Source organism: Rhizobium mayense, assembly GCF_030272705.1.
Lineage (GTDB): Bacteria > Pseudomonadota > Alphaproteobacteria > Rhizobiales > Rhizobiaceae > Rhizobium > Rhizobium mayense.
In genome coordinates this window covers 69,336-90,702 of record NZ_JARFYM010000008.1, presented here as the reverse complement: position 1 = coordinate 90,702, position 21,367 = coordinate 69,336, and the positions used below count along the sequence as shown (strand labels likewise).

Here is a 21,367-nt window from a genome sequence, read left to right as displayed (position 1 = left end):
GAAGATTCTTGCTGGCCTGAAAGATCACACTGCAAACCGCATGAAGATTGGGGCAAAATTGGCGGGTATTCGCTACTCAACAGAGGGTTTCATGACTCTGTGAAGTGTAGTTGACAGAGTGCCGATAAAGAGATCATCAACGCGCCATCGAAGTCGCAAGATCGTAACTGGAAGCAAACATCATGTCGGATACTGCGGCGGGCGCCGTTATCGTCATCTCCAGCCATGTCGTCAGAGGTTCCGTCGGCAACCGCGCCGCCGTGTTCGCGCTCGAAACCTTGGGGCATCCGGTCTGGGCGCTGCCGACCGTCGTTTTGCCCTGGCATCCCGGCCATGGCCGTTCGACGAGGCTGACTTTCAACGAAACGGATTTCGACCACGCGATCGACGATCTCATCGCCGCGCCCTGGCTGTCGGAGGTAAAGGCTGTATTGTCGGGTTATTTCGGCAATGCCGCGCAGGCACGCTCCGTCGCCCGACTGGTGACGGCACTGCGGGAAAAGAACCCCGGCCTCTTCTATGCCTGCGATCCGGTGATCGGCGATGCCGGCGGACTCTACGTTCCCGAGGCAACTGCGGAAGCAATCCGCGATCACCTCATTCCGCTAGCTTCACTGGCGACGCCGAACCGCTACGAGCTTGCCTGGCTCGCGGGTGCGCCGCTGGAGGACAACAATGCCGTCATGGACGCCGCTTTGGCGCTAGGACCGTCACGCATGCTGGTGACGTCGGCTGTGCCGATGATGACCGGCGGCATCGGCAATCTCTATCTCAGCGGCCGCAACGCGCTGTTGGCCGAACATCGCAGTATCGACAATGCGCCAAACGGGCTCGGCGATCTGCTCTCGGCCGTGTTCCTGTCGCGGCTTCTTTCCGGCATGGACGAAGAGCGGGCTTTGCAATTGACTACGGCCAGCGTCTATGAGGTGCTCGCCCGGGCGGTCAAGCGCGGCAGTGACGAGCTGACGCTCGCCGCCGACGCGTCCAGCCTGTCGACGCCGATGGCGATGGTGCAGATGCGGCGCCTGCTGCACCCCGCGCAAAGACGGAAAAAATAGCTGCCCGCCGTGCCGGGGAGGTTTTTGCGGTGCAATAGTTGCCATCGGCCGCGCTGCACTGTAATTCAGTGTCATGAGCTTTCCTACCTCCCTTCTGAACGGCTATCGCAACTTCATGAGCGGGCGTTACGTCGACGAGCGCGAACGCTATCGTAGCCTGGCGGAGGAAGGTCAGCAGCCCGCGACCCTGGTGATTGCCTGTTCCGACAGCCGCTCGGCGCCGGAGACCATTTTCGATGCTGGTCCCGGAGAGCTTTTCGTCATCCGCAACGTCGCCAACATGGTGCCGCCCTATGAGCCGGATGGTCATTTTCACTCGACGTCCGCAGCTCTGGAATTCGCGGTACAGTCACTGAAGGTTTCGGATATCGTCGTCATGGGGCATGGTCGCTGCGGCGGCATTCGCGCCGCATTGGACCCGAATGCCGAGCCGCTGTCGCCGGGCGATTTCATCGGCCGGTGGATGGGCCTCGTGAAGCCGGCCGCCGAGCAGATCCAAAGCAATGACGTTATGACGCCGGCCGAGCGGCAGACGGCGCTGGAGCGCATTTCCATCCGCAATTCGCTCAACAATCTGCGCAGCTTTCCCGATATCAAGGCGCTGGAGGAGGAAGGGAAATTGAACCTGCACGGCGCATGGTTCGATATCTCGACCGGCGAGCTGTGGGTGATGGACCCGAAGACGCGCGATTTCATCCGGCCGGAAATCTGAGGATGCGATAGGACAAACGAAAAAGGCGCTCCAGACCATTTGGGCGAAGCGCCTCTTGTTGATTTGCCGCCGTAGTTATTGGCCGTCGATCTGCTTGCCGATATAGGCGATTGCCTGCTGGTAGACCACTGCATCGTTCCAGCCGCCGATCGCTGCGAAATTCGGTTCGCCGGGCTGATAGCCGAGACCCGGCTGCCAGCCATGGCCCCTCAGGAAGTTTGCGGTCGAGGCCAGCGCGTCGGCGCGGGAACCGACCAGATCGACCTTGCCGTCGCCATCGCCGTCGACGCCGAAATTGACGACGTTCTTCGGCATGAACTGCGTCTGGCCGATTTCACCATGGGCCGCGCCGCGGGCGGACGGGCTGAGATAACCTTCGCCGACAAGCTTGAGGGCGGCATAGAGCTGATCGGTGAAGAAATCGGAGCGGCGGCAGTCATAGGCAAGGGTCGACACGGCCGAGAGCGTGTGCTGGTCGCCCATAAAGCCGCCGAAACCGGTTTCCATGCCCCAGATGGCGATGATCGGGCCGGCGGGCACGCCGAAACGCTTCTCGATTTTTTGGAACAAGGCGGCATTGGCCTGCTTCATGTTCCTGCCGCGGCTGATGATCTGCTGGCCGCCGCGCTTCTTCATGAACTCGTCGAAGGAGAGCTTGAAGCTCTTCTGACCGCGATCGGCGCGGATGGTTGGTTGATTGTAGTGAACGTTGGCAAAGGCTCGGTCGAGGACGGAGGCGCTGACGCCCTGAGCCTGCGCTTCCTGCTTGAATTGCTGTACCCAATTCTCAAAACCGGCGGAGGAGTTGCCGCAAGATGCCGCATTCGCCGCAAAGGGCACCAACAGCAACCCGCCTGCCACGAGAGCTGCCATTCCAGACTTTGTCATGCGCATTCAGAGTCCCCGAATTCTTACCGCGCGCGGCGCGGTAACCGTTTTCGATGGCGCGTAAGCCTTGTATTTCCGGGCTTATACGCGGTCTTGTTGTCACCGGACCATGCCAGTATCCAGCGATTCTGTCATTATCACGTTTAAGCGATCAATATTTTCGCTTCACGTGAAACATTGGTAACTTTGCAAAAGCCCCGCCCTTCTTTCCGAAATGGCGAGGCTTTTCTTTGATTCCTGCTTAGCCAGCAAAGGTTGAAAAACCGTAAATGGTTTATAAACCGTTTATGCGGCCTGCTTGCGCGGCTTGACGAGGCCGCGGTTGATCAGGAGTTCGGCGATCTGGATGGCGTTCAGCGCCGCACCCTTGCGCAGATTGTCGGAAACGACCCAGATGTTGAGACCGTTTTCGACCGTTGCGTCCTCACGAATACGGGAGATGTAGGTGGCGTCCTCGCCGGCGGACTCGTAGGGTGTGATGTAGCCGCCGTTTTCGCGCTTGTCGATGACAAGGCAGCCAGGCGCTTCGCGCAGGATATCGCGGGCCTGGTCGGCGGTGATTTCGTTTTCGAACTCGATGTTGACCGATTCCGAATGGCCGATGAAGACGGGTACGCGCACGGCGGTGCAGGTGACCTTGATCTTCGGATCGAGCATCTTCTTGGTTTCGGCCAGCACCTTCCATTCTTCCTTGGTGTAGCCGTCTTCCATGAAGACGTCGATGTGCGGGATGACGTTGAAGGCGATACGCTTGGTAAACTTCTTCGACTCGATCGGATCGGCGACGAAGACAGCGCGGGTCTGGTTGAAGAGTTCGTCCATGCCGTCCTTGCCTGCGCCGGAGACGGACTGGTAGGTGGAGACGACGACGCGCTTGATCTTGGCGAAGTCATGCAGCGGCTTTAGGGCCACGACAAGCTGCGCCGTCGAGCAATTGGGGTTGGCGATGATGTTGCGCTTGGTGAATTGGGTGACGGCGTCCGGATTGACTTCCGGCACGATCAGCGGCACGTCGGCGTCGTAGCGCCAGGCCGACGAGTTGTCGATGACGACGCAGCCCTGCGCGCCGATCTTCGGCGAGAACTTCTTGGAGACATCGCCGCCGGCCGACATCAGGCAGATATCGGTGTCGGAGAAATCGTAATTTTCCAGGTTCGAAACCTTCAGCGTCCGGTCGCCGAAGGAAACCTCGGTTCCCTGCGAGCGAGCCGATGCGAGCGCTACGACCTCGTCAGCCGGAAAACCGCGTTCGGACAGGATGTTGAGCATTTCGCGGCCAACATTTCCGGTCGCGCCCGCAACTGCAACTTTGAAACCCATTTCACAAGCTCTCTTTCTCTTCTCTCCTCTTGGGCGAGGGGGGAACCGCGGTCATGACGACCGGTTCCTGTCCCCGGCCGGGCCGGGGAGAGAGCGGCAGGCCAGAGACGTCAGACGGTTTTCGTCGTCGTTTTGGCCTTGGTTTTGGAAGAAACCGGAAAACAGAACTCCCACCCGGCGATTTCTGCCAGGTGACTGAAGCTATCGATCTGTTCGAAGCGAAGCATGGAGGCCTTCCTTTTCCGTCGCCGGTTCTAAGAGGTTTTCCACAGGAGTCAAGGATTTTGCGTCCCCACCACCGTGGGAACGCGGGAATCCGGGCGAACTTTTAGCGATTGGTGTTGCGCGTGGATTCGAACAGGAACCAGGTGCGGCGTTCCGTCTCGTCCAGCCAGTTTTCAAGCAGGCTGGCGGTGGCGATATCGCCATATTCATCGCAGACGCCGTGGGTGGCGCGAATTTCCGCAGCAAGCTTGAGATTGTCGTCGGCCAGTTCGGCGAGCATATCCTGCGCGTCGACATATTCGGCATCGTTGTCGGGAATGCGCTGCAGCTTGGCGATATGGCCGATCGAACGCAGGGTGTTGCCGCCGATCTTTCTGGCGCGTTCGGCCATCGGATCGGTCATGGCGAAGATCTGCTCGCCCTGCTCATCCAACAGGAGGTGGTAGTCCCGAAAATGCGGTCCGCTCATATGCCAGTGAAAATTCTTGGTCTTGAGATAAAGGGCAAAGACATCGGCCAGCAGCGCACTCAGCGCTGCGGAAATATCGCGCGTCGCATCTTCGCTGAGGTTGGTATGGGTGTGCAGTTTCGATTTGGTGTTGGCGGTATTCATGATGATGTGCTCCGTTTCGTTGTTCGCAACCGCGATCTTTCAGAGGATTTCGCAGGAATTATTGGGGTGCGCCCTCGCATGGGATCGCGTTGCAGACAGGATCTGTCTTGAAAGTTCTCACGGTCAAGATGGTCGTTTCGCAGCAAAATAGACTGCGGGGATCTGCGGAAAAACCCGAACAAAAGGATAGTAGGAAGACGGAGACGGTTTGGCAATTGTTGCCGGATGCGATCAATCGGGCTGGAGCGATGATGTGCTGAACAATGCCGCTCCCCTCGCGAGGAGGGAAGCGGCTTCAAGCAAAAGGTATTATTTCAGGCCGCCGCCGGCATAGAAGGTTTCGCCCGTCAGCCAGCCCGAGTCCTTCGAGGCGAGGAAGACCGCGATCGGGGCGATATCTCCCGGCTGCCCGAGGCGGCCGAGCGGCGTCTGCGAGACCATATGCTTTTCGAAATCGCTGCCGGCGATGCCCGCCGCAATGAGGCCTTCAGTCTCGACGCCACCCGGCGAGATGGTGTTGACACGGATGTTGCGCGGACCGAGCTCTTTGGCAAGGATCTGGGTAATCGAGGTCACCGCGGCCTTGGTCGCCGTATAGACCGCGGAGGTCGGCAGGTTCATGGTGACGGCGGTCGAGGCGATGTTGATGATATTGCCGCCCTCTGAGCCGAAATGTTTCGCCGCTTCCTGTGTCGTCAGCAGCGTGCCAAGGACATTGATATTGAATTCGCGATGGAATTCCTCTTCGGTGATCTCCTCTAGCGCCTGGAATTGATAGACGCCGGCATTGTTGACGAGAATGTCGACGCCGCCGAAAGCTTCCTTGGTTTCAGCAAAAAGCCGCTTCACGTCGGCGGATTTTGAAACGTCGCCATGAGCCGCGATCGCCTTGCCGCCCTTGGCGGTGATCTCGGCCACGACCTTGTCGGCGCCTTCGCGGCTCGACGCATAATTGACCACGACGGCGGCACCGGCCTCACCTAGTGCCTTGGCGATGCCTGCGCCGATGCCTTTCGATGCTCCGGTCACGACCGCGACCTTACCTGCCAGCTTGCTCATGTTATCTCCTGTCGGAATGATCGTTAGACGATTAGACAATTATCGTATTGGTGGCGCAAATGAGACCCTGATATGGGGGCCTTCATCCGTCAGTTCGATATGTAGATAATCATCTAACTGATACAAGAGGAGAGGGAGTGGTGCGAAAGGAAAATGCTGGTGAATGATTGTCAGATGGTAGCGAGTTCCGCCATGTAGGCGCTTAGGACATCGCGCCGAAGCACCAAGCTTGCGAACTTGCCGTCCCGCAGGATATCGATGAGGCCGGCGTTCTCGAGTTCCTTGAGGTGATGGGAAATCGTGGCGGCGCTTACGGTGTGGCATTGCGTCATCACGCTGCAAGCCATCGGCTCGGTGCGACTGCCGATTTCCTTCAGCATCTGCACACGGCGCGGCTCGGCGAGCGCACGGGCAATCAATCCTATTTGCCTTTCGCTCAGTCGTGTATGCCCTGCATCGGTCATTGTCGTCGCCACATCGTAAACGGAATGGATTTCCCGCAAATTCAATGTTCCAGATATATGAATGCCGGTCATGCTTGGCAACTATAGGAGATGTGGCGATGACGAGGCCACGGGAGATTCGCGAATGATTTTTCGTGATCCATGGGGGCGGAGCGACGATCGGGGCCAGCTCAAGGAAAGCCCTCACCCTGAGGAGCGGAACCCGAAGGGTGAAGCCTCGAAGGGCGAGGGCGGATAAGGGAAACGATCCCTACTTCCCCTTCAGCAGCGGCAATCTCGGCACCGGCCAGCCGGTCGCGTCGATGCGGAAGAGCAGGCCGTAGCGGGAATAGACGATCGCCATCATGAAGGAAAACCAGCCGCCGAGTGCGAGGCCGGCGATGACATCGCTCGGATAGTGCGCGCCGATCATCACGCGTGTCGTAGCTAGCCATAACGCACAGGTGGCGAAGATGTAGCGGTAACGCGGGAAGAGGAAGGCAAGTGCCACGAAGAAGGCGCCGATGGTGGTCGCGTGGCCGGATGGGAAGCTTTCGAAGCTGGCATGGCCGTTGAAGGGCGAGAAGCCAAAGGGACCCCAATCCGCAAAATGCGTGGGACGGGCGCGGCCGATGGCGCGCTTCAGGAGATTGGCAATGATACCCGAAAGCGCGATGGTCGTCAGCAGATAGCCGCCGATCTGACAGATGCGCAGGGCCTGGCAACGACCGCGCGGCGATTGCAATAGCCGGCTACCGGCCCAACCTTCGAAGAACAGGAAGGCGCTGAGCAGGATGATCCAGCCGGATTCGCCGAAATTGGTGAGCAGTTTGCCGAAGAAATGAATGGGCGGAGCTATATTCTTTATGTTTGCGCCGACTGGCCAGTCGAACAGCAGGGCCGCCAGCAATACCACATTGGCGGTCAAGAACAGGCAGATCTTCCAATGCGAGGGTGCAAAACCATTCTTGTTTCGCCGCCACCGCCTATCGAGAGACGTCAAGATCGCCTGCATATCCACCGCCTCGCCGCCATTTTCATCCAGTCGGCGACCATGCCTAGCAGGCTCCTGCTACAGTTTTTTAAAGAATTTGCGACGGTCGCTGGATCAGCGAAGCCCATGGTTCAGCCGCGGGCGCGGCCAACCATCCTGTCCCGTCGAGAAGACCAGGCCGAAACGGGAAAAGAGGATCGAGACGGCGAAAGCGATCCAGGCGCCGAGCGCCAGACCGGCGGCGACATCACTTGGATAATGGACGCCAATAATGATGCGCGAGGCGCCAAGCCAAAGGCCGATGCTCACAAACAGCAGCCGGAATCGCGGGAACAACAGGGCCAGAGCGGCAAAGAGCGAGCCCACATTGGCCGAATGCGCCGAAGGAAAGCTCTCGAACAGGAAGTCGCCGTGAAAGGGCTGGAAACCGAGAATGCCGTACTGATCATAAAGCGGAGGGCGTGCACGGCCGATCGCGTATTTCAGGAAATTCACGATAATGCTGGTGGAAAGAGCCGACAGACCGACATAGGCAGCCATCCGGATGAGATAGGCGGTGCGGTAAAGCCTATGCGTCGGCGCGCGTCGTCGGACGACGAAAAGGCCGATAGCAAGCACGACGGCGATTGCGGCGAGAATCGAGGCCAGCCTGCCGATATCGGTGACGGTGCCTGCGACCGCGATCAATCGCGGCGAGAGGTTCTTCGCAGCCTGCCCAAGCGGTGTGTCGAAGACCAGGAGGGCGAGAATGACGATGTTGATCGCCGTCAGCGTATAGCCGAGCCAAGGAAGGTGGCCATGACGGTGGCGGCGAACGTCGTAGCGGCGTGCCAGCCTTTGCCAAGGTCGCAATTGCCGCCGGATCGTGCTCACCGGCCGCGATGTCGTTTCCGTGCTCATGCGAGGGGAAATAGGAGTCTGTCGTGCTCAGTTCAACAAGACGCCCTCGCTCTTGCTTGCAGAGCGAGGGCCTCGAATGTTTCACGTGAAAAATCAGGAGGCGATTATGCCGACAGAGCCTTGAATTCGGCGAGGATGGCATCGCCCATTTCAGTGGTCCCGACCTGGCGGCTGCCGGCGGACATGATGTCGCCGGTGCGGATGCCGCTGTCGAGCACATTGGCGATCGCCTTTTCCAGTGCGTCGGCTTCGGCAACCAAACCGAAGGAGTAGCGCAGGCACATGGCGAAGGAGGCGATCATGGCGATCGGGTTGGCGATGCCCTTGCCGGCAATATCGGGCGCCGAGCCATGCACGGGCTCATAGAGTGCCTTGCGCTTGCCGGTCTTGGCATCGGGCGCGCCCAGCGAAGCGGACGGCAGCATGCCGAGCGAGCCGGTCAACATGGCGGCAACGTCGGAGAGCATGTCACCGAACAGGTTGTCGGTGACGATGACGTCGAACTGCTTCGGCTGGCGAACGAGCTGCATGCCGCCGGCATCGGCGAGCATATGCTCGAGCTGCACGTCGGCATATTTTTCCTTATGAGTCGCGGTGACCACCTGGTTCCAGAGCACGCCTGATTTCATGACGTTGCGCTTTTCCATCGAGCAGACGCGATTGTTGCGGGTGCGCGCCAGTTCGAAGGCGACGCCGGCAATGCGCTCGATCTCGTAGGTGTCGTAAACCTGCGTATCGATGCCGCGCTTCTGGCCGTTGCCGAGGTCGATGATCTCCTTCGGCTCGCCGAAATAGACGCCGCCGGTGAGTTCGCGGATGATGAGGATATCGAGGCCGTCGACCAGCTCCGGCTTCAGCGAGGAGGCCGATGCCAGCGCCGGATAGCAGATGGCCGGGCGCAGGTTGGCGAAAAGCTGGAGATCCTTGCGCAGGCGCAGCAGGCCGGCTTCCGGACGCACTTCATAGGGAACGCTATCCCACTTCGGGCCGCCGACGGCGCCGAAGAGCACGGCATCGGCCGCAAGCGCCTTCTGCATATCTTCTTCGGAGATGGCGGCGCCATGCGCATCATAGGCGCAGCCGCCGACAAGCCCTTCATCCGTGACGAAGCCGGCATTCTTCGCCTCGTTCATATAGGCGATTATCTTGCGGACTTCGCCCATAGCTTCAGGGCCGATGCCGTCGCCCGGCAGGAGGAAGAGATTGCGCACTGTCATGAAAAGGCCTCCGCAAAAGAAAAAGTTGCGGGGTTTTTAGACCTGCAAATGCGGTATTTCAAGCGAGGAAGGCGGTGAAGCGGTACGGTTTTCGGGGCTTTTGAAAGCAACCACCCGCCCTCGCCCTTCGAGGGCCCTGCGGGCCACCTCGGGGTGAGGGCTGATCTTTTGCTCCTAACCAAAGGCCGGGCGGAGCCTCGAAGGGCGAGGGTGGCCTCGATTCTCTGGGAGCGGCGGAAAAGAATTGATCGCTCTATGCATCCAATGGTAGAAAACGGCCTATCCTTGAACCGAAAGCTCCGTCATGGAAGTCACTGTCTACATTTTGCGTTGCAGTGACGGTTCCTATTACACGGGTCTTACCAAACAAGAGATCGAAGCCCGAATATGGGAGCATAATGCGGGCGTCTATGACGGCGGCTACACGGCCAAGCGACGGCCGGTCGAACTGGTGTTCCATGAAGTCTACGACAGCATTATCGATGCGATCGCACGCGAACGGCAGATCAAGGGCTGGTCACGCCGGAAAAAAGAAGCGTTGATTGCACTCGACTACGAAGCACTCCCGGCATTAGCCAGGCGGGGATCTGCGCGAAAATAACCGGGATTTAGGGGGCCGACCCTCGTGGTTCGAGGTTGCGCCCTCTGGGCTTAGCACCTCACCATGAGGGTGGAGGCAATGCCGCGCCATCACGGGGCACATCTCGACAGCCCGACAAGCTTACTCTTCGACACACTCAGGATTGCGGCCGAATTGAATTACAAGCTAGGTGAGATGAGAAGCCCTCATGGTGAGGAGGCCCGAAGGGCCGTTTCGAACCACGAGGGCGGATTTCCGCTTACTCAGCCAATCCAAGCGAAGCGAGGTAGGCGGCCGATGCCGGGATCTTCGACTTGTCCTTGATCTCGATGATCAGGCGTGGATTGCTGTCGAGCTTGGCAAGGGCGGCGAAGACGGCGCGCCAGTGGATATTGCCTTCGCCGAGGCTCCAGTGACGGTCCGCGTAGCCGTCCGCATCCTGCAGATGGATGTGCTGCAGGCGATTGCCGGCGGCGTGGACGTAGTAGTCGACCGGCGGTGCGCCGGTATAGCCGTGGGCGTACTGGGCATGGCCGGTGTCGATCGAAACGGCGACGGCCGGCGAATTGAAGCTGTCGGCGAGACCGACCCGGATATACGGATCCTTGTCTTCGATATTCTCGATGACCATGGTCAGGCCGATGTCTTCGGCGCGCTTGACGGCGTCCTTGAGCGTCAACTGCGTGTATTCGATGATCTTTTCGCGTTCGCCCTTGTTGTTGTCGAGGTTGTTGTAGGACCAGGACGTGTAGGGGCTATGGATGACCATCTGCGTGGCGCCGATATTGGCGCAGACGTCGAGGGCCTGCATGAGGCGCTTGGAAACGACGGCGCGGATATCCGGATCCTGCGAAGCGATGATGAAGCCCCAGAACGGACCGTGTATGCCGAGGCGGCCCTGATGGCCGTCGAGCAATTTCCTGGCGCGCTCGGCGAGCGGCGCCCAGTCGCCGTTCAGGATGTCGGCTTCGACGAAGCTCTGCAGTTCCAGATCGCGCGGCTTTGCGAGCAGCCAGTCGCGGTGGATTTCGACGTCGGCGAGCGTCATGGCGGCGCCAACAATAGGAAGAGAGGTCATGGAATGGCTCCGTTCGGGAGGGGAAGAAGAGGGGCAGGAAAAGCCGCTTGGGCTTCCGCAGAGGCTATATGAACCCGCTTCTTGTCGGAGATATTACAGACCGGCCAAAGTCATGGCCTTATGCGACGGAAACAAAAAGCCGGGCGATGAAGCCCGGCTTTGAAACGCAGATGCGATGCTGAAAATCGATCAGGCAGCCCAGGGACGGGATGCGGCATTCGACTTTTCGAAGCTGTCGATCGACTTGGCCTTTTCCAGCGTCAGGCCGATATCGTCGAGGCCGTTCAGCAGGCAATGGCGCTTGAATTCGTCGAGTTCGAACTTGAGGGTGCCGCCGTCCGGACCGGTGATTTCGAGGTTTTCCAGATCGACCGTCAGGATGGCGTTGGAGCCGCGCGAGGCGTCGTCCATCAGCTTGTCGAGGTCTTCATGGCTGACCTTGATCGGCAGGATGCCGTTCTTGAAGCAATTATTGTAGAAGATATCGGCGAAGCTGGTGGAAATGACGCAGCGGATGCCGAAGTCGAGCAGCGCCCAGGGGGCATGTTCGCGCGAGGAACCGCAGCCGAAATTGTCGCCGGCGACGAGGATCTTGGCATTCTGATAGGCCGGCTTGTTCAGCACGAAGTCCGGGTTCGGCGAACCATCTTCATTGTAGCGGGCTTCGGCGAACAAACCCGTGCCAAGACCGGTGCGCTTGATGGTCTTCAGATAATCCTTCGGGATGATCATGTCGGTGTCGACATTGACGACCGGGAGGGGTGCTGCGACACCGGTCAACTTCACGAACTTGTCCATGGGGGTCCTGCCTTCAATTTTCGTCTATGCACGAATTATCCTGCCAATAGAGCAAATCCCTGGGAAAATGAAGGGGAATCTTGGAAATGCTCTGAAACTGGGCGGTTCGGCCACAGTTCCGCAATTCAGCACTTGCGAGCGGATGAGCGCATCGGAGAGCGGCGATGAGCCGCCCTGCCCTGATCTTGCCTTAGAGGTCGATGATCGTGCCGCGACCGTCGTTCCAGACGCGCATTTCGCGCTGACCGTTCGCCTTGGCACGCACCGGAGCAGGCTTCATCCGCAACGAAATCGCGCGACCCACCATAAGCACAGTGAGGATGCCGCCAACGGCAAGCGTGAGCGAAACGGTAAACAGCGCCAAGGCTGCAAACACGGTGATGCCGGCAAGCGCGATAAACAAGGAACGGATATTCTGCATGGTCGAGACCTCTCTACTCATGGCAATGTGGTCCTGTCTCTTCCCCTCTGCAAGAGGAGCATGGCTTTTTGTTGTCTTGCGCGTTGTTATCTTGCCTGATGGCCGAAAGCGCGGCAAAACTCTATCATGACCCGCCCCGTCCCTCCCCGTTCCGTCCGCCTGCGCCGCTCGGTGCTGAGTGTTCCCGCGATCAATCGCCGTGCTCTTGAGAAGATAGCCGGCCTCGATTGCGATGCGGTCATCTTCGATCTCGAGGATTCCGTGGCGCCGGAGAAGAAGGCGGAAGCGCGCGAGAATTTGCGGAGTTTTTTCGCCGCTCAGCCGCCTCCAGGTCAGGAAGGGGCGGGCAAAGAGCGGATCATCCGCATCAATAGCTTGTCATCCGGCTTCGGCGCGGATGATCTGGAGCTGGTGCTGGCGCTCGAACCGGACGCGGTTCTTCTGCCCAAGATCGATGAGCCGCAGGATGTGACTGTTGTCAGCGACAGGCTTGGCGAGGCGGATGCGCCCGAGGACCTGCGCATCTGGGCGATGATCGAGACACCGCGTAGCATCCTGAACGCCGCAGCAATAGCCGAGGCCGGTCGCACGCCTGGAAGCCGGCTCGATTGCTTCGTCGTCGGTCTCAACGATTTGCGCAAGGAAACTGGCGTGTTGCCGCAGCCGGGGCGCGCCTACCTTGTACCCTGGCTGATGCAGGTGGTACTGGCCGTCAGCGCCTATGGGCTCGACGCCGTCGACAGTGTCTTCAACAATTTCAAGGATATGCAGGCCCTGGATGCCGAATGTGCAGAAGGCCGCTCCATGGGCTTTGCCGGCAAGATGCTGATCCATCCGAGCCAGATCGACCTCGCCAACCGGCATTTCGGGCCGAACGAAGCCGCTCTTGCCGAGGCGGAAGCCATTATCGCCGCTTTCGCCGATCCGGCGGCGGCCGGTCTCAACGTGGTGAATCTCGGCGGGCGCATGGTCGAGCGGCTGCATCTTGTCCAGGCGGAAAGACTGGTCCATAAAGCTCGCCTGATTTCAGAACGCCATCGTCCTTCGACAGGCTCAGGATGAGGGCTAATAGGTTACGAAAGACGATTTGATGAAACTCTATCGCTTCCTCAGCGGACCGGACGATTCCTCCTTCTGCCACAAGGTAACCGCTGCCCTGAACAGGGGCTGGGAACTCTCGGGCTCGCCGACTTATGCCTTCAATGCCGCAACCGGCCTGATGCAGTGCGGCCAGGCGGTCGTCAAGGAAGTCGAAGGCAAGGATTACGATCCGGAAATGAAGCTTTCCGAGCAGTAATCTAGAAAAAAGCAGAGTAAACTACGGTGACCCTCGTCCATAACGAACGCACCAAGCTATTTGCCAATGCGCTCGATCGAGCGTCGACTGCCTGCATTGCCGCAGGTCTCATCGCTCGCGTCGTGTCGGCTGTAAACGGCGCTGCTGCTTTACAGTTCTCCTGGATCGCTATCCTCTCCAGCGCCAGTTGGCTTTTTGCTGCTTTTACACTACATATGGCAGCAAGACACGTATTGGGGAGGCTGAAAGTATGAATAGCGCAGCCATCTTCTTTTTCTTTGTTTTGCCCTTTGTCATCGCGGCGCTGGGGTGGATAGCTGTGCTCGTCAACGATTGGAACGACCGTCGTCAGAAGAGGCTTCATCCTGGCGAGTAAATCGCCGGGCTTTTCACTCCGTCAGTCTACCATGTGAATGCATCACCGATCCGTCGCTTCCTCGGCGCTGGCCTCGATGCGCTCCATGTCCTCGTCGCTCAGGCCGAAATGATGACCGATCTCGTGGATCAGGACATGGGTGATGATGTCGCCGAGGGTTTCGTCGTTTTCCGCCCAATAATCGATGATCGGCCGGCGATAGAGGCGGATCTTGTTCGGCATCTCCCCGGTCTGGGCGGTGAAACGTTCCGATATGCCGCGGCCTTCGAACAGGCCAAGCAGGTCGAAGGGCGTTTCCAGCGCCATATCCTCGAACACCTCGTCGTCGGGAAAATCTTCGATGAGAATGATGAGATCGCCGGTGAGCGAGCGAAATTCGTCCGGCAGGTGGCTGTAAGCCTCCATAGCCAGCGATTCAAATGTGCTGATTGAGGGCGCGTGGCGGTCCCGCCAATCCTCGCTCTGGTCAATGCGGGCCATAAATGCTCCCTTTCTTAGCTGGTCATATAGAGCCTTTGTTTCGGTTTTTCGAGAGTGGAATCAGACAGAGGAATATTTTCTCATAAAATGGTGTTGACTCTTCCTTGGACTTCTGGAATCCATAAGAACATAACAGGAACATTATCGATCTGGAGCTAACGTCATGGCTGAGGCCGCCGTGGCGCGGGAGACACTTTTTGCCCTGCGTGAAACCATCGCCCGACTGGAAGGCAGGCCGATACCGGCACTAGCAGCCGTGGCGCATGAGGCGCTGGTGGCGGAGCCGGGAGCCGGTCCGGCGGATGTTGTCCAGCCGCTTGCGATCGGGGTCGCCGATCTCGACGAGGCGATGCAGGGCGGCGTGCCGCTCGATGCGCTGACGGAGATCCGGTCGCTGGCCTTGCGTGACGCCGGAGCGGCCAGCGGGTTCACCCTCGCTCTCGCCGCGCGGCTTAGAGCTCTTGCTGTGCAGCCTGGGGGGCAAGCTGCCGGTAAAAGCGCAACCGTATCGCCGGTTCTATGGATCGGCGATACGGTCGCGGCGATGGAGGCGGGCCAGCCCTATGCGATCGGGCTCCGGGATTTCGGACTGGAGCCGGCCGGTTTTCTGCAGGCATCGCCGCGCAAGCTGGAAGAGGCGTTATGGCTGGCAGAAGTGGCGCTCGTCAGTGCGGCCTTTGCGGTCGTCATTCTGGAGGTGCGCGGCAATCCGGCCCGCTTCGGGTTGACCGAGAGCCGGCGGCTTGCGCTTCGGGCCAAGGCGGCGGGGCGGCCTTTGTTTCTATTGCGTCAAGCGGGTGAGGAGGAGGCGAGCAGCGCCCTCTTCCGTCTGCTTGTCGAACCCGCGCCGGCCCTGGCGCGGCCCCTGCCGGATGGATCGCTGCTTGGCGGCAGCATCGGTCATCCGGCCTTTCGTCTCACCCTGGAAAAGAGCCGTAACCCGGCGCCCTTTTCCATAACCCTGGAGTGGAATGCCCATGACCGCCAGTTTGTCCCTGTCCTCGACGCTCAGCGCCCTGCCTTTCCCGGCGAATACGCAGCGCATTCTGGCGCTGACCTTTCCGCATCTGCCGACCGATCGGATCGCCCGCAAGCGGTGGGGTCTGTCGTGGCGTTTGGCAGGCCGGCTTGAAGCGCCGCCGCTCGCCTGCGCCGGCAAGCTGAACAATGCCATGCGGCTTACCGCGCTCAATGAAAGGGCCGAGACGATCGGCCTGAAGCTCGGTCAGGGTGTTGCCGAGGCAAGGGCGATCTGTCCCGCCCTTGATGTCGTGGAAGAGGATCCGGTTGCGGACCGTAAGCTGCTGGAGGCGATCGCCGATTGGTGTGATCGCTATACACCGCTGGTGGCGATCGACGGCAAGGACGGGCTCTTTCTCGATATTACCGGCTGCGCCCATCTCTTTGGCGGCGAAGAGGCGCTGCTCGAGGATATCCTGATCCGAATTTCCCGTCTTGGGCTCGATGTCCGCGGCGCCATCTCCTCCGCGCCGGGCCTGTCCTGGGCGGTTGCCCGTTTCGACGAGAGCCGCGTCGTCCCTCCGGAGGCCATGGAAGAGGCGCTGGCGCCGCTGCCGGTCGCCTCGCTCAGGCTTGGCGAGGAAACCGTCGCCGCATTGCAGAAGCTGGGATTGAAGCAGGTGGGCGATCTCCTGGCCGCACCGCGGGCGCCGCTGACCCGTCGTTTCGGCGCGCAACTGCTTTTACGGCTCGATCAGGCCATCGGCCTGAATGAGGAGCCGATCTCGCCGCGCCGGCCGATTGCGCAGTTGTCGGTCGAGCGGCGGCTTGCCGAACCGGTGCAGGCAGAGGCCGATATCCTGCAACTGGCCCAGCAGCTTGCCGAAACACTGAAATCGGGGCTGGAAGGGCGCGGCGTCGGCGGCCGCTTGTTCGAGCTTTTGCTATTCCGGGTCGATGGCGCGGTGTTCCGCATCGCAGCCGGGGCGTCGCATCCGCTGCGCGAGCCGAGACGGATCGCCGGTCTGTTTACGGAGCGCTTTACTGCTGTTCATGATGATCTCGATGCGGGATATGGTTTCGAGATCGTCCGCCTCAATGTCCTTCAGCATGCGCCTTTCGACGCGGCGCAGGGCGATTTCGTCGAGGAAGACCAGCAGGGCACCTCGCTTGCCGCCTTTGCCGATCGGGTCGCGGCGCGGCTGGGGCCAGACTGCCTGCAGGGCTTCGAGCTGCAGGAAAGCCATATTCCCGAACGGGCCGTTCGATCGATGCCTGCCGTGGACATCCTTGCCGCACACAAGCGGACGGGGAGCGAATATGCCGGTCATGGCTTTTCCCGCGGTGAACGGCCGCTCCGGTTGTTTCGCAAGCCCGAGCCGATCGAGACCTTTGCTACCGAAGTGCCTGACGGTCCGCCCCGGCAGTTCCGCTGGCGGCGGATCACGCATCGGGTCAGCCGAGCCGAAGGGCCGGAGCGGCTTTCGGCGGAATGGTGGATCGACGATGAGGAAACCCCGGCCCGCGACTATTTCCGCATCGAGGACGAGGCCGGTCATCGTTACTGGCTGTTCCGCAAGGGTCTCTATGGCCAGGATGCCGCGCCGAGCTGGTACATGCACGGGGTCTTCGCATGAACACCCGTCCATCCTTTTCCGGGAATCCTCCCTTTTTCGAGATCGGAGCACGGTCGAATTTTTCCTTTCTCGAGGGTGCTTCGCATCCGGAAGAAATGGTTCTGGCCGCCAAGATCGCCGAGCTCAGTGGCCTCGGTATCGCTGATCGCAACAGCGTTGCCGGCGTGGTCAGGGCGCATGTCATTGCCAAGCAGCATGGCTATCGCTTCCAGCCCGGCGCCCGCCTGGTCTTTTCGGACGACACGCCCGACATTCTTGCCTATCCGCAGAACCGCAAGGGCTGGGCGCATCTCTGCCGGCTGTTGAGCGCCGGCAATCTGCGTGTCGAGAAAGGGGAATGCGAGCTTCACGAGGCCGATCTCCTGGAATGGGGCGACGAGATGATGCTGGCGCTCGTTCCCGATGCGGCAAGCGTGGAGACGCCGGAGGGACAGGCGAAATTGGAACAATGCCTGGCGCGGCTATGGATGCGCTTCGGCAGGAAGCTCCATATGGCGCTATCGCCCGCCTATGACGGGCGGGATCATTTGTTCTTCGCGACGCTTTCCATCCTCGCGCTTAGAAACGGAGTGCGGTTGATCGCCACCAATCAGCCGGTCTATCACGCAAGCGAGCGCAAACCGCTTGCCGATATCGTCGTTTCGATCCGTGAGCATGTCCCGATCGCCGAGGCCGGTTTCAAACTGGCGGCCAATGCAGAACGCTGTCTGAAGGGCGGGGCCGAAATGACGCGCCTTTTCAAGGACTATCCGAAAGCCATCGCCAATACGCAAAAGTTTTTTAGCCGGCTGTCTTTCTCGCTGGATGAGCTGAAGCACAATTATCCCGATGAAAGTGTTCCAGGCGAAACCGTGTCGGAAACGCTGGAGCGATTGACACGGGCGGGAGCCAAATGGCGTTATCCCGAAGGCATACCCGACAAGGTCGCCAAACAGATCGACTACGAACTCGATCTGATCAAGCAGAGACAATACGAGCCTTATTTCCTGACGGTGCATCGCATCATGGAATATGCCCGCAGTGAGAATATCCTGTGCCAGGGGCGCGGTTCTGCCGCCAATTCCACGGTCTGCTATTGTCTCAGAATTACCGAGGTCAATCCGGAGATTACGACGCTTTTGTTCGAGCGCTTCATCTCGACGGAGCGGGAAGAACCGCCGGACATCGACGTCGATTTCGAGCACGAGAAGCGCGAAGAGGTCATTCAGTTTATCTACAGGCATTATGACAAGGAACATGCCGGGCTCACGGCGGCAGTCACCAGCTACCGGGCGCGCTCGGCCGGGCGCGAGGTGGCCAAGGCCTTCGGCCTGTCGGAGGATGTGCAGTCGGCCCTGGCGAGCGGTGTCTGGGGCTGGTCGACGGAGGGGCTGTCGGAACGCGAGGCGAAGGTTGCCGGGCTCGATCTCGGAGATCGGACGACGCAGCGCGTTCTCTCCTATGCGACGACACTGATGGGTTTTCCGCGTCACCTGACCCAGCATGTCGGCGGCTTCGTCATCACCAGGGATCGGTTGGACGAGGTGGTGCCGATCATGCATACGGCGATGGACGATCGCTACATGATCGAGTGGAACAAGGACGATCTCGATAGTCTCAATATCCTGAAGATCGACGTCCTGGCCCTGGGCATGCTGACCTGCCTTGCCAAGGCTTTTGGCCTGCTTCAGCTGCATTATGACGTGAAGAAGCAGCTCGCCGATCTTGGTTATGCTGAATATCCCGACGGCAAGCCGGTTTATGACATGATCTGCCGGGCCGACACGATCGGCGTCTTCCAGATCGAAAGCCGGGCGCAGATGAGCATGTTGCCACGCCTCAAGCCCCGTAAGTTCTACGATCTCGTTATCGAAGTGGCGATCGTCCGGCCCGGTCCGATCCAGGGCAATATGGTGCATCCCTATCTCAAGCGGCGCGAGGCCGATCGGGCGGGAAAAGAGCTCGACTATCCGAGTCCAGAGTTGAGGGAGGTCTTGAAACGAACACTGGGTGTCCCCCTGTTTCAGGAGCAGGCCATGCAAATCGCCATTACGGCCGCGGGATTTACCCCTGCGGAGGCAGACAAGTTGCGCCGGGCAATGGCGACATTCAAGCGAACCGGGACCATCCACACTTTCGAGAAGAAGATGGTCGAAGGCATGGCTGCGAGAGGATATGATCGTGAATTCGCCAAGAACTGCTTCGAGCAGATCAAGGGCTTCGGCGAATATGGCTTTCCCGAAAGCCATGCGGCTTCCTTTGCCTTGCTCGTTTACGCCTCTTCTTGGCTCAAGACCTATTATCCCGATGTCTTCTGCGCGGCGATCCTGAATGCCCAGCCCATGGGCTTCTATGCGCCGGCACAGCTCGTGCGCGATGCGCGTGAGCATGGCGTCGAGGTGCGGCCGGTGGATGTCAATCATTCCGGCTGGGACTGCCTGCTGGAGAAGGCGCGTTTCAATCGGGACGCAGTCGAGCCGCGTCATGCGTCGATGCGCGAGATCATCAAGACGCAATGTGCCGTCCGTCTCGGCTTCCGGCAGGTCAAAGGTCTGTCCGAGGATGAGATGAAGCAGCTCGTCGAGCGCCGCGGCGATGGCTATCGGTCCGTGCGGGATCTCTGGCTGCGCTCGGGCCTTGCCAAATCCGCTATCGAACGCCTGGCCGATGCCGATGCCTTTCGTTCTATCGGCCTCAGCCGTCGCGAGGCGCTCTGGGCCGTGCGGGCGCTCGATGCCGGCAGCGCCGCTGAAAAGCTTCCCCTCTTCGATCTTGCCGACCGCACCGATCTGCAAGTCGAGCCAGCGGTTTCCCTGCCGGAAATGCTGCCCGGCGAGCAGGTGATCGAGGATTATCGCTATCTGTCGCTGTCGTTGAAGGCGCATCCTGTTTCCTTCCTGCGAGCCGATTTCGCGCGTATGGGCATCGTGCAGAACCGGGATTTGCACAATGTTCCTAATGGACGGATGGTAACGATCGCTGGACTGGTGCTGGTACGACAGCGGCCTGGATCGGCGAAGGGCGTCATCTTCATGACGCTGGAGGACGAGACCGGCGTCTCCAATGCGATCGTCTGGCCGAAAATGTTCAACAAGTACCGCGCCATCGTCATGGGCGCCCGGTTGGTCAAGATTCGCGGCCGCTTGCAAAGCGAAAGCGGCGTCATCCATGTCGTGGTCGATTATATCGAGGACATGACCCCGGCGTTGGGGATCCTGCAACGTGAAGCCAGGCGTTTCGGTGTCAGCGATCGGGCAGACGAGGCCCTGCGTCCGACCATGGATCACCGGCAAAAGAAGAGGCTCACCGAGGCGAGGCGGTCAGCGAGGGAGCGGGCCGCCGAGATAACGGCAGATGGCCCCAGAGATATTGCCGAAACGGCGAGCGTCATGCCGCGCGGCCGCAACTTCCATTGATAGGCACGGCTACGTCTCACGTTGAAATGATCCAGCCCTGCCTGTCGTCATGAAAAAATGAATCGATTCTTTCTTGACAAAGATCGTCTTCTTTCGCAGAAACAAGACAGCAGATGTCATGTTTGACGGGCTGAGCGAAGAATGCTGGTTTGCAGTTGTAATTACATTACCGACAAGGAAATCCGGGAGACCATCATTGAGCTCCTCGATCAGGATTGCTGGCAGCTCATCGTCCCCGCCAAAGTCTATCACGCCATGTCGAAGCGCGGCCGTTGCTGCGGCTGTTTCCCGAATGTCGTCGACATCATCATCCAGACGACCGAGGACTATCATGCCCGCCGCCACTCGACTGAGGCGGAAATATTTGATTTCATGTCCCGCTTGAAAAAATTCCACGAAGAAAATAGGAGAGCGGACATTGAAAGGCGACAAAAAAGTCATCGAGCGGCTTAACGAGGCGCTGTTTTTCGAACTCGGTGCAGTCAATCAATATTGGGTTCATTACCGGCTTCTGGAAGATTGGGGCTATACCAAGCTTGCCAAGAGGGAGCGCGCGGAATCCATCGAAGAGATGCATCATGCCGATCGTCTCGTCGCTCGCATCATCTTCCTCGAGGGACATCCGAACCTGCAGACGCTGGCGCCACTGCGCATCGGCCAGAATGTCAAGGAAGTCCTGGAAGCCGATCTCGCCGGCGAATACGATGCCCGTACGGCCTACAAGAAGTCACGCGACATCTGTCACGACGCCGGAGACTATGTCTCCATGAAGCTGTTCGAGGAGCTGCTGGCGGACGAGGAAGGCCATATTGATTTCCTGGAAACCCAGATCGAGTTGCTCGGTAAGATCGGCGAGGCCAAATACGGCCAGCTTAACGCCGATTCAGCCGACACCGCCGAATAATTCGCCGAGAGC

General features: G+C 59.6%; 23 protein-coding genes. 11 read left to right on the top strand and 12 right to left on the bottom strand.

Annotation, left to right across the window (positions count from 1 at the left end):
• The first annotated feature begins 182 nt into the window (after positions 1-182).
• The gene (gene pdxY, locus PY649_RS12695) at positions 183-1,058 is read left to right on the top strand and encodes a pyridoxal kinase PdxY (protein ID WP_285868770.1); all 876 of its coding nucleotides are present in this window, start codon (positions 183-185) and stop codon (positions 1,056-1,058) included.
• 73 nt (positions 1,059-1,131) lie between these two features.
• Positions 1,132-1,770, top strand: coding sequence for a carbonic anhydrase (locus PY649_RS12690; RefSeq protein WP_285868769.1), 639 nt, complete (start codon positions 1,132-1,134; stop codon positions 1,768-1,770).
• 75 nt (positions 1,771-1,845) lie between these two features.
• Here PY649_RS12690 and PY649_RS12685 read toward each other — a convergent pair whose 3' ends face one another.
• From PY649_RS12685 to leuB, 8 genes are all read right to left on the bottom strand, one after another.
• The gene (locus PY649_RS12685) at positions 1,846-2,664 is read right to left on the bottom strand and encodes a lytic murein transglycosylase (protein WP_285868768.1); all 819 of its coding nucleotides are present in this window, start codon (positions 2,662-2,664) and stop codon (positions 1,846-1,848) included.
• A 279-nt stretch (positions 2,665-2,943) separates the two neighbouring features.
• Positions 2,944-3,978, bottom strand: a complete 1,035-nt coding sequence (locus PY649_RS12680) for an aspartate-semialdehyde dehydrogenase (protein ID WP_283056482.1) — start codon at positions 3,976-3,978, stop codon at positions 2,944-2,946.
• 328 nt (positions 3,979-4,306) lie between these two features.
• Positions 4,307-4,816 carry a Dps family protein gene (locus PY649_RS12670; RefSeq protein WP_285868767.1) on the bottom strand — a complete coding sequence of 170 codons (510 nt, stop codon included), beginning with the start codon at positions 4,814-4,816 and terminating at the stop codon, positions 4,307-4,309.
• 309 nt (positions 4,817-5,125) lie between these two features.
• Complete coding sequence (locus PY649_RS12665) at positions 5,126-5,875, bottom strand: glucose 1-dehydrogenase (protein ID WP_285868766.1); 750 nt, start codon at positions 5,873-5,875, stop codon at positions 5,126-5,128.
• Positions 5,876-6,045: 170 nt separating this feature from the next.
• A complete protein-coding gene (locus PY649_RS12660; RefSeq protein WP_285868765.1) occupies positions 6,046-6,339 on the bottom strand; it encodes an ArsR/SmtB family transcription factor in 294 nt (97 codons plus the stop codon).
• 250 nt (positions 6,340-6,589) lie between these two features.
• On the bottom strand, positions 6,590-7,333 hold the full coding sequence (gene lpxE / locus PY649_RS12655; protein WP_285868764.1) for a lipid A 1-phosphatase LpxE: 744 nt from the start codon (positions 7,331-7,333) through the stop codon (positions 6,590-6,592).
• Between the two features lie 93 nt (positions 7,334-7,426).
• Positions 7,427-8,185: a phosphatase PAP2 family protein gene (locus PY649_RS12650; RefSeq protein WP_285868763.1), complete on the bottom strand. Its 759-nt coding sequence runs from the start codon at positions 8,183-8,185 to the stop codon at positions 7,427-7,429.
• A gap of 131 nt (positions 8,186-8,316) precedes the next feature.
• Entirely contained in the window at positions 8,317-9,429 is a 1,113-nt protein-coding gene (gene leuB, locus PY649_RS12645) for a 3-isopropylmalate dehydrogenase (protein WP_285868762.1), read from the bottom strand.
• Positions 9,430-9,733: 304 nt separating this feature from the next.
• Between leuB and PY649_RS12640 the strand changes: the two genes are divergently transcribed.
• The gene (locus tag PY649_RS12640; protein WP_285868761.1) at positions 9,734-10,030 is read left to right on the top strand and encodes a GIY-YIG nuclease family protein; all 297 of its coding nucleotides are present in this window, start codon (positions 9,734-9,736) and stop codon (positions 10,028-10,030) included.
• A 238-nt stretch (positions 10,031-10,268) separates the two neighbouring features.
• On the opposite strand, the gene PY649_RS12635 is transcribed toward PY649_RS12640, so the two are convergent.
• The 3 genes from PY649_RS12635 to PY649_RS12625 all read right to left on the bottom strand — a co-directional run bounded on the left by PY649_RS12635 (position 10,269) and on the right by PY649_RS12625 (position 12,306).
• Positions 10,269-11,087: a sugar phosphate isomerase/epimerase family protein gene (locus PY649_RS12635; protein ID WP_285868760.1), complete on the bottom strand. Its 819-nt coding sequence runs from the start codon at positions 11,085-11,087 to the stop codon at positions 10,269-10,271.
• Between the two features lie 189 nt (positions 11,088-11,276).
• Positions 11,277-11,885 (bottom strand): 3-isopropylmalate dehydratase small subunit, encoded by a 609-nt coding sequence (leuD, locus tag PY649_RS12630; protein WP_285868759.1) that lies wholly within the window; start codon positions 11,883-11,885, stop codon positions 11,277-11,279.
• A gap of 190 nt (positions 11,886-12,075) precedes the next feature.
• A complete protein-coding gene (locus PY649_RS12625) occupies positions 12,076-12,306 on the bottom strand; it encodes a hypothetical protein (RefSeq protein WP_133709258.1) in 231 nt (76 codons plus the stop codon).
• A 126-nt stretch (positions 12,307-12,432) separates the two neighbouring features.
• On the opposite strand from PY649_RS12625, the gene PY649_RS12620 reads away from it, so the two are divergent.
• From PY649_RS12620 to PY649_RS12610, 3 genes are all read left to right on the top strand, one after another.
• Positions 12,433-13,368: an HpcH/HpaI aldolase/citrate lyase family protein gene (locus PY649_RS12620; RefSeq protein WP_285868758.1), complete on the top strand. Its 936-nt coding sequence runs from the start codon at positions 12,433-12,435 to the stop codon at positions 13,366-13,368.
• A gap of 28 nt (positions 13,369-13,396) precedes the next feature.
• Positions 13,397-13,603 (top strand): DUF1737 domain-containing protein, encoded by a 207-nt coding sequence (locus tag PY649_RS12615; protein WP_285868757.1) that lies wholly within the window; start codon positions 13,397-13,399, stop codon positions 13,601-13,603.
• 250 nt (positions 13,604-13,853) lie between these two features.
• Positions 13,854-13,979 carry a hypothetical protein gene (locus PY649_RS12610; RefSeq protein WP_285868756.1) on the top strand — a complete coding sequence of 42 codons (126 nt, stop codon included), beginning with the start codon at positions 13,854-13,856 and terminating at the stop codon, positions 13,977-13,979.
• A gap of 42 nt (positions 13,980-14,021) precedes the next feature.
• On the opposite strand, the gene PY649_RS12605 is transcribed toward PY649_RS12610, so the two are convergent.
• Positions 14,022-14,459: a metallopeptidase family protein gene (locus PY649_RS12605; RefSeq protein WP_285868755.1), complete on the bottom strand. Its 438-nt coding sequence runs from the start codon at positions 14,457-14,459 to the stop codon at positions 14,022-14,024.
• Positions 14,460-14,622: 163 nt separating this feature from the next.
• Here PY649_RS12605 and PY649_RS12600 point away from each other — a divergent pair, with 163 nt between their 5' ends.
• The 5 genes from PY649_RS12600 to bfr all read left to right on the top strand — a co-directional run bounded on the left by PY649_RS12600 (position 14,623) and on the right by bfr (position 21,355).
• Positions 14,623-15,591 carry an ImuA family protein gene (locus tag PY649_RS12600; RefSeq protein WP_285868753.1) on the top strand — a complete coding sequence of 323 codons (969 nt, stop codon included), beginning with the start codon at positions 14,623-14,625 and terminating at the stop codon, positions 15,589-15,591.
• 40 nt (positions 15,592-15,631) lie between these two features.
• Positions 15,632-17,056 (top strand): Y-family DNA polymerase, encoded by a 1,425-nt coding sequence (locus tag PY649_RS12595; protein WP_285868861.1) that lies wholly within the window; start codon positions 15,632-15,634, stop codon positions 17,054-17,056.
• Positions 17,053-20,451 carry an error-prone DNA polymerase gene (locus PY649_RS12590; RefSeq protein WP_285868751.1) on the top strand — a complete coding sequence of 1,133 codons (3,399 nt, stop codon included), beginning with the start codon at positions 17,053-17,055 and terminating at the stop codon, positions 20,449-20,451. The genes PY649_RS12595 and PY649_RS12590 overlap by 4 nt, the downstream gene beginning before the upstream one ends.
• 141 nt (positions 20,452-20,592) lie before the next feature.
• On the top strand, positions 20,593-20,904 hold the full coding sequence (locus PY649_RS12585) for a (2Fe-2S)-binding protein (RefSeq protein WP_120706131.1): 312 nt from the start codon (positions 20,593-20,595) through the stop codon (positions 20,902-20,904).
• Positions 20,870-21,355 carry a bacterioferritin gene (gene bfr / locus PY649_RS12580; protein ID WP_285868749.1) on the top strand — a complete coding sequence of 162 codons (486 nt, stop codon included), beginning with the start codon at positions 20,870-20,872 and terminating at the stop codon, positions 21,353-21,355. The genes PY649_RS12585 and bfr overlap by 35 nt, the downstream gene beginning before the upstream one ends.
• The last annotated feature ends 12 nt before the right edge of the window (positions 21,356-21,367 follow it).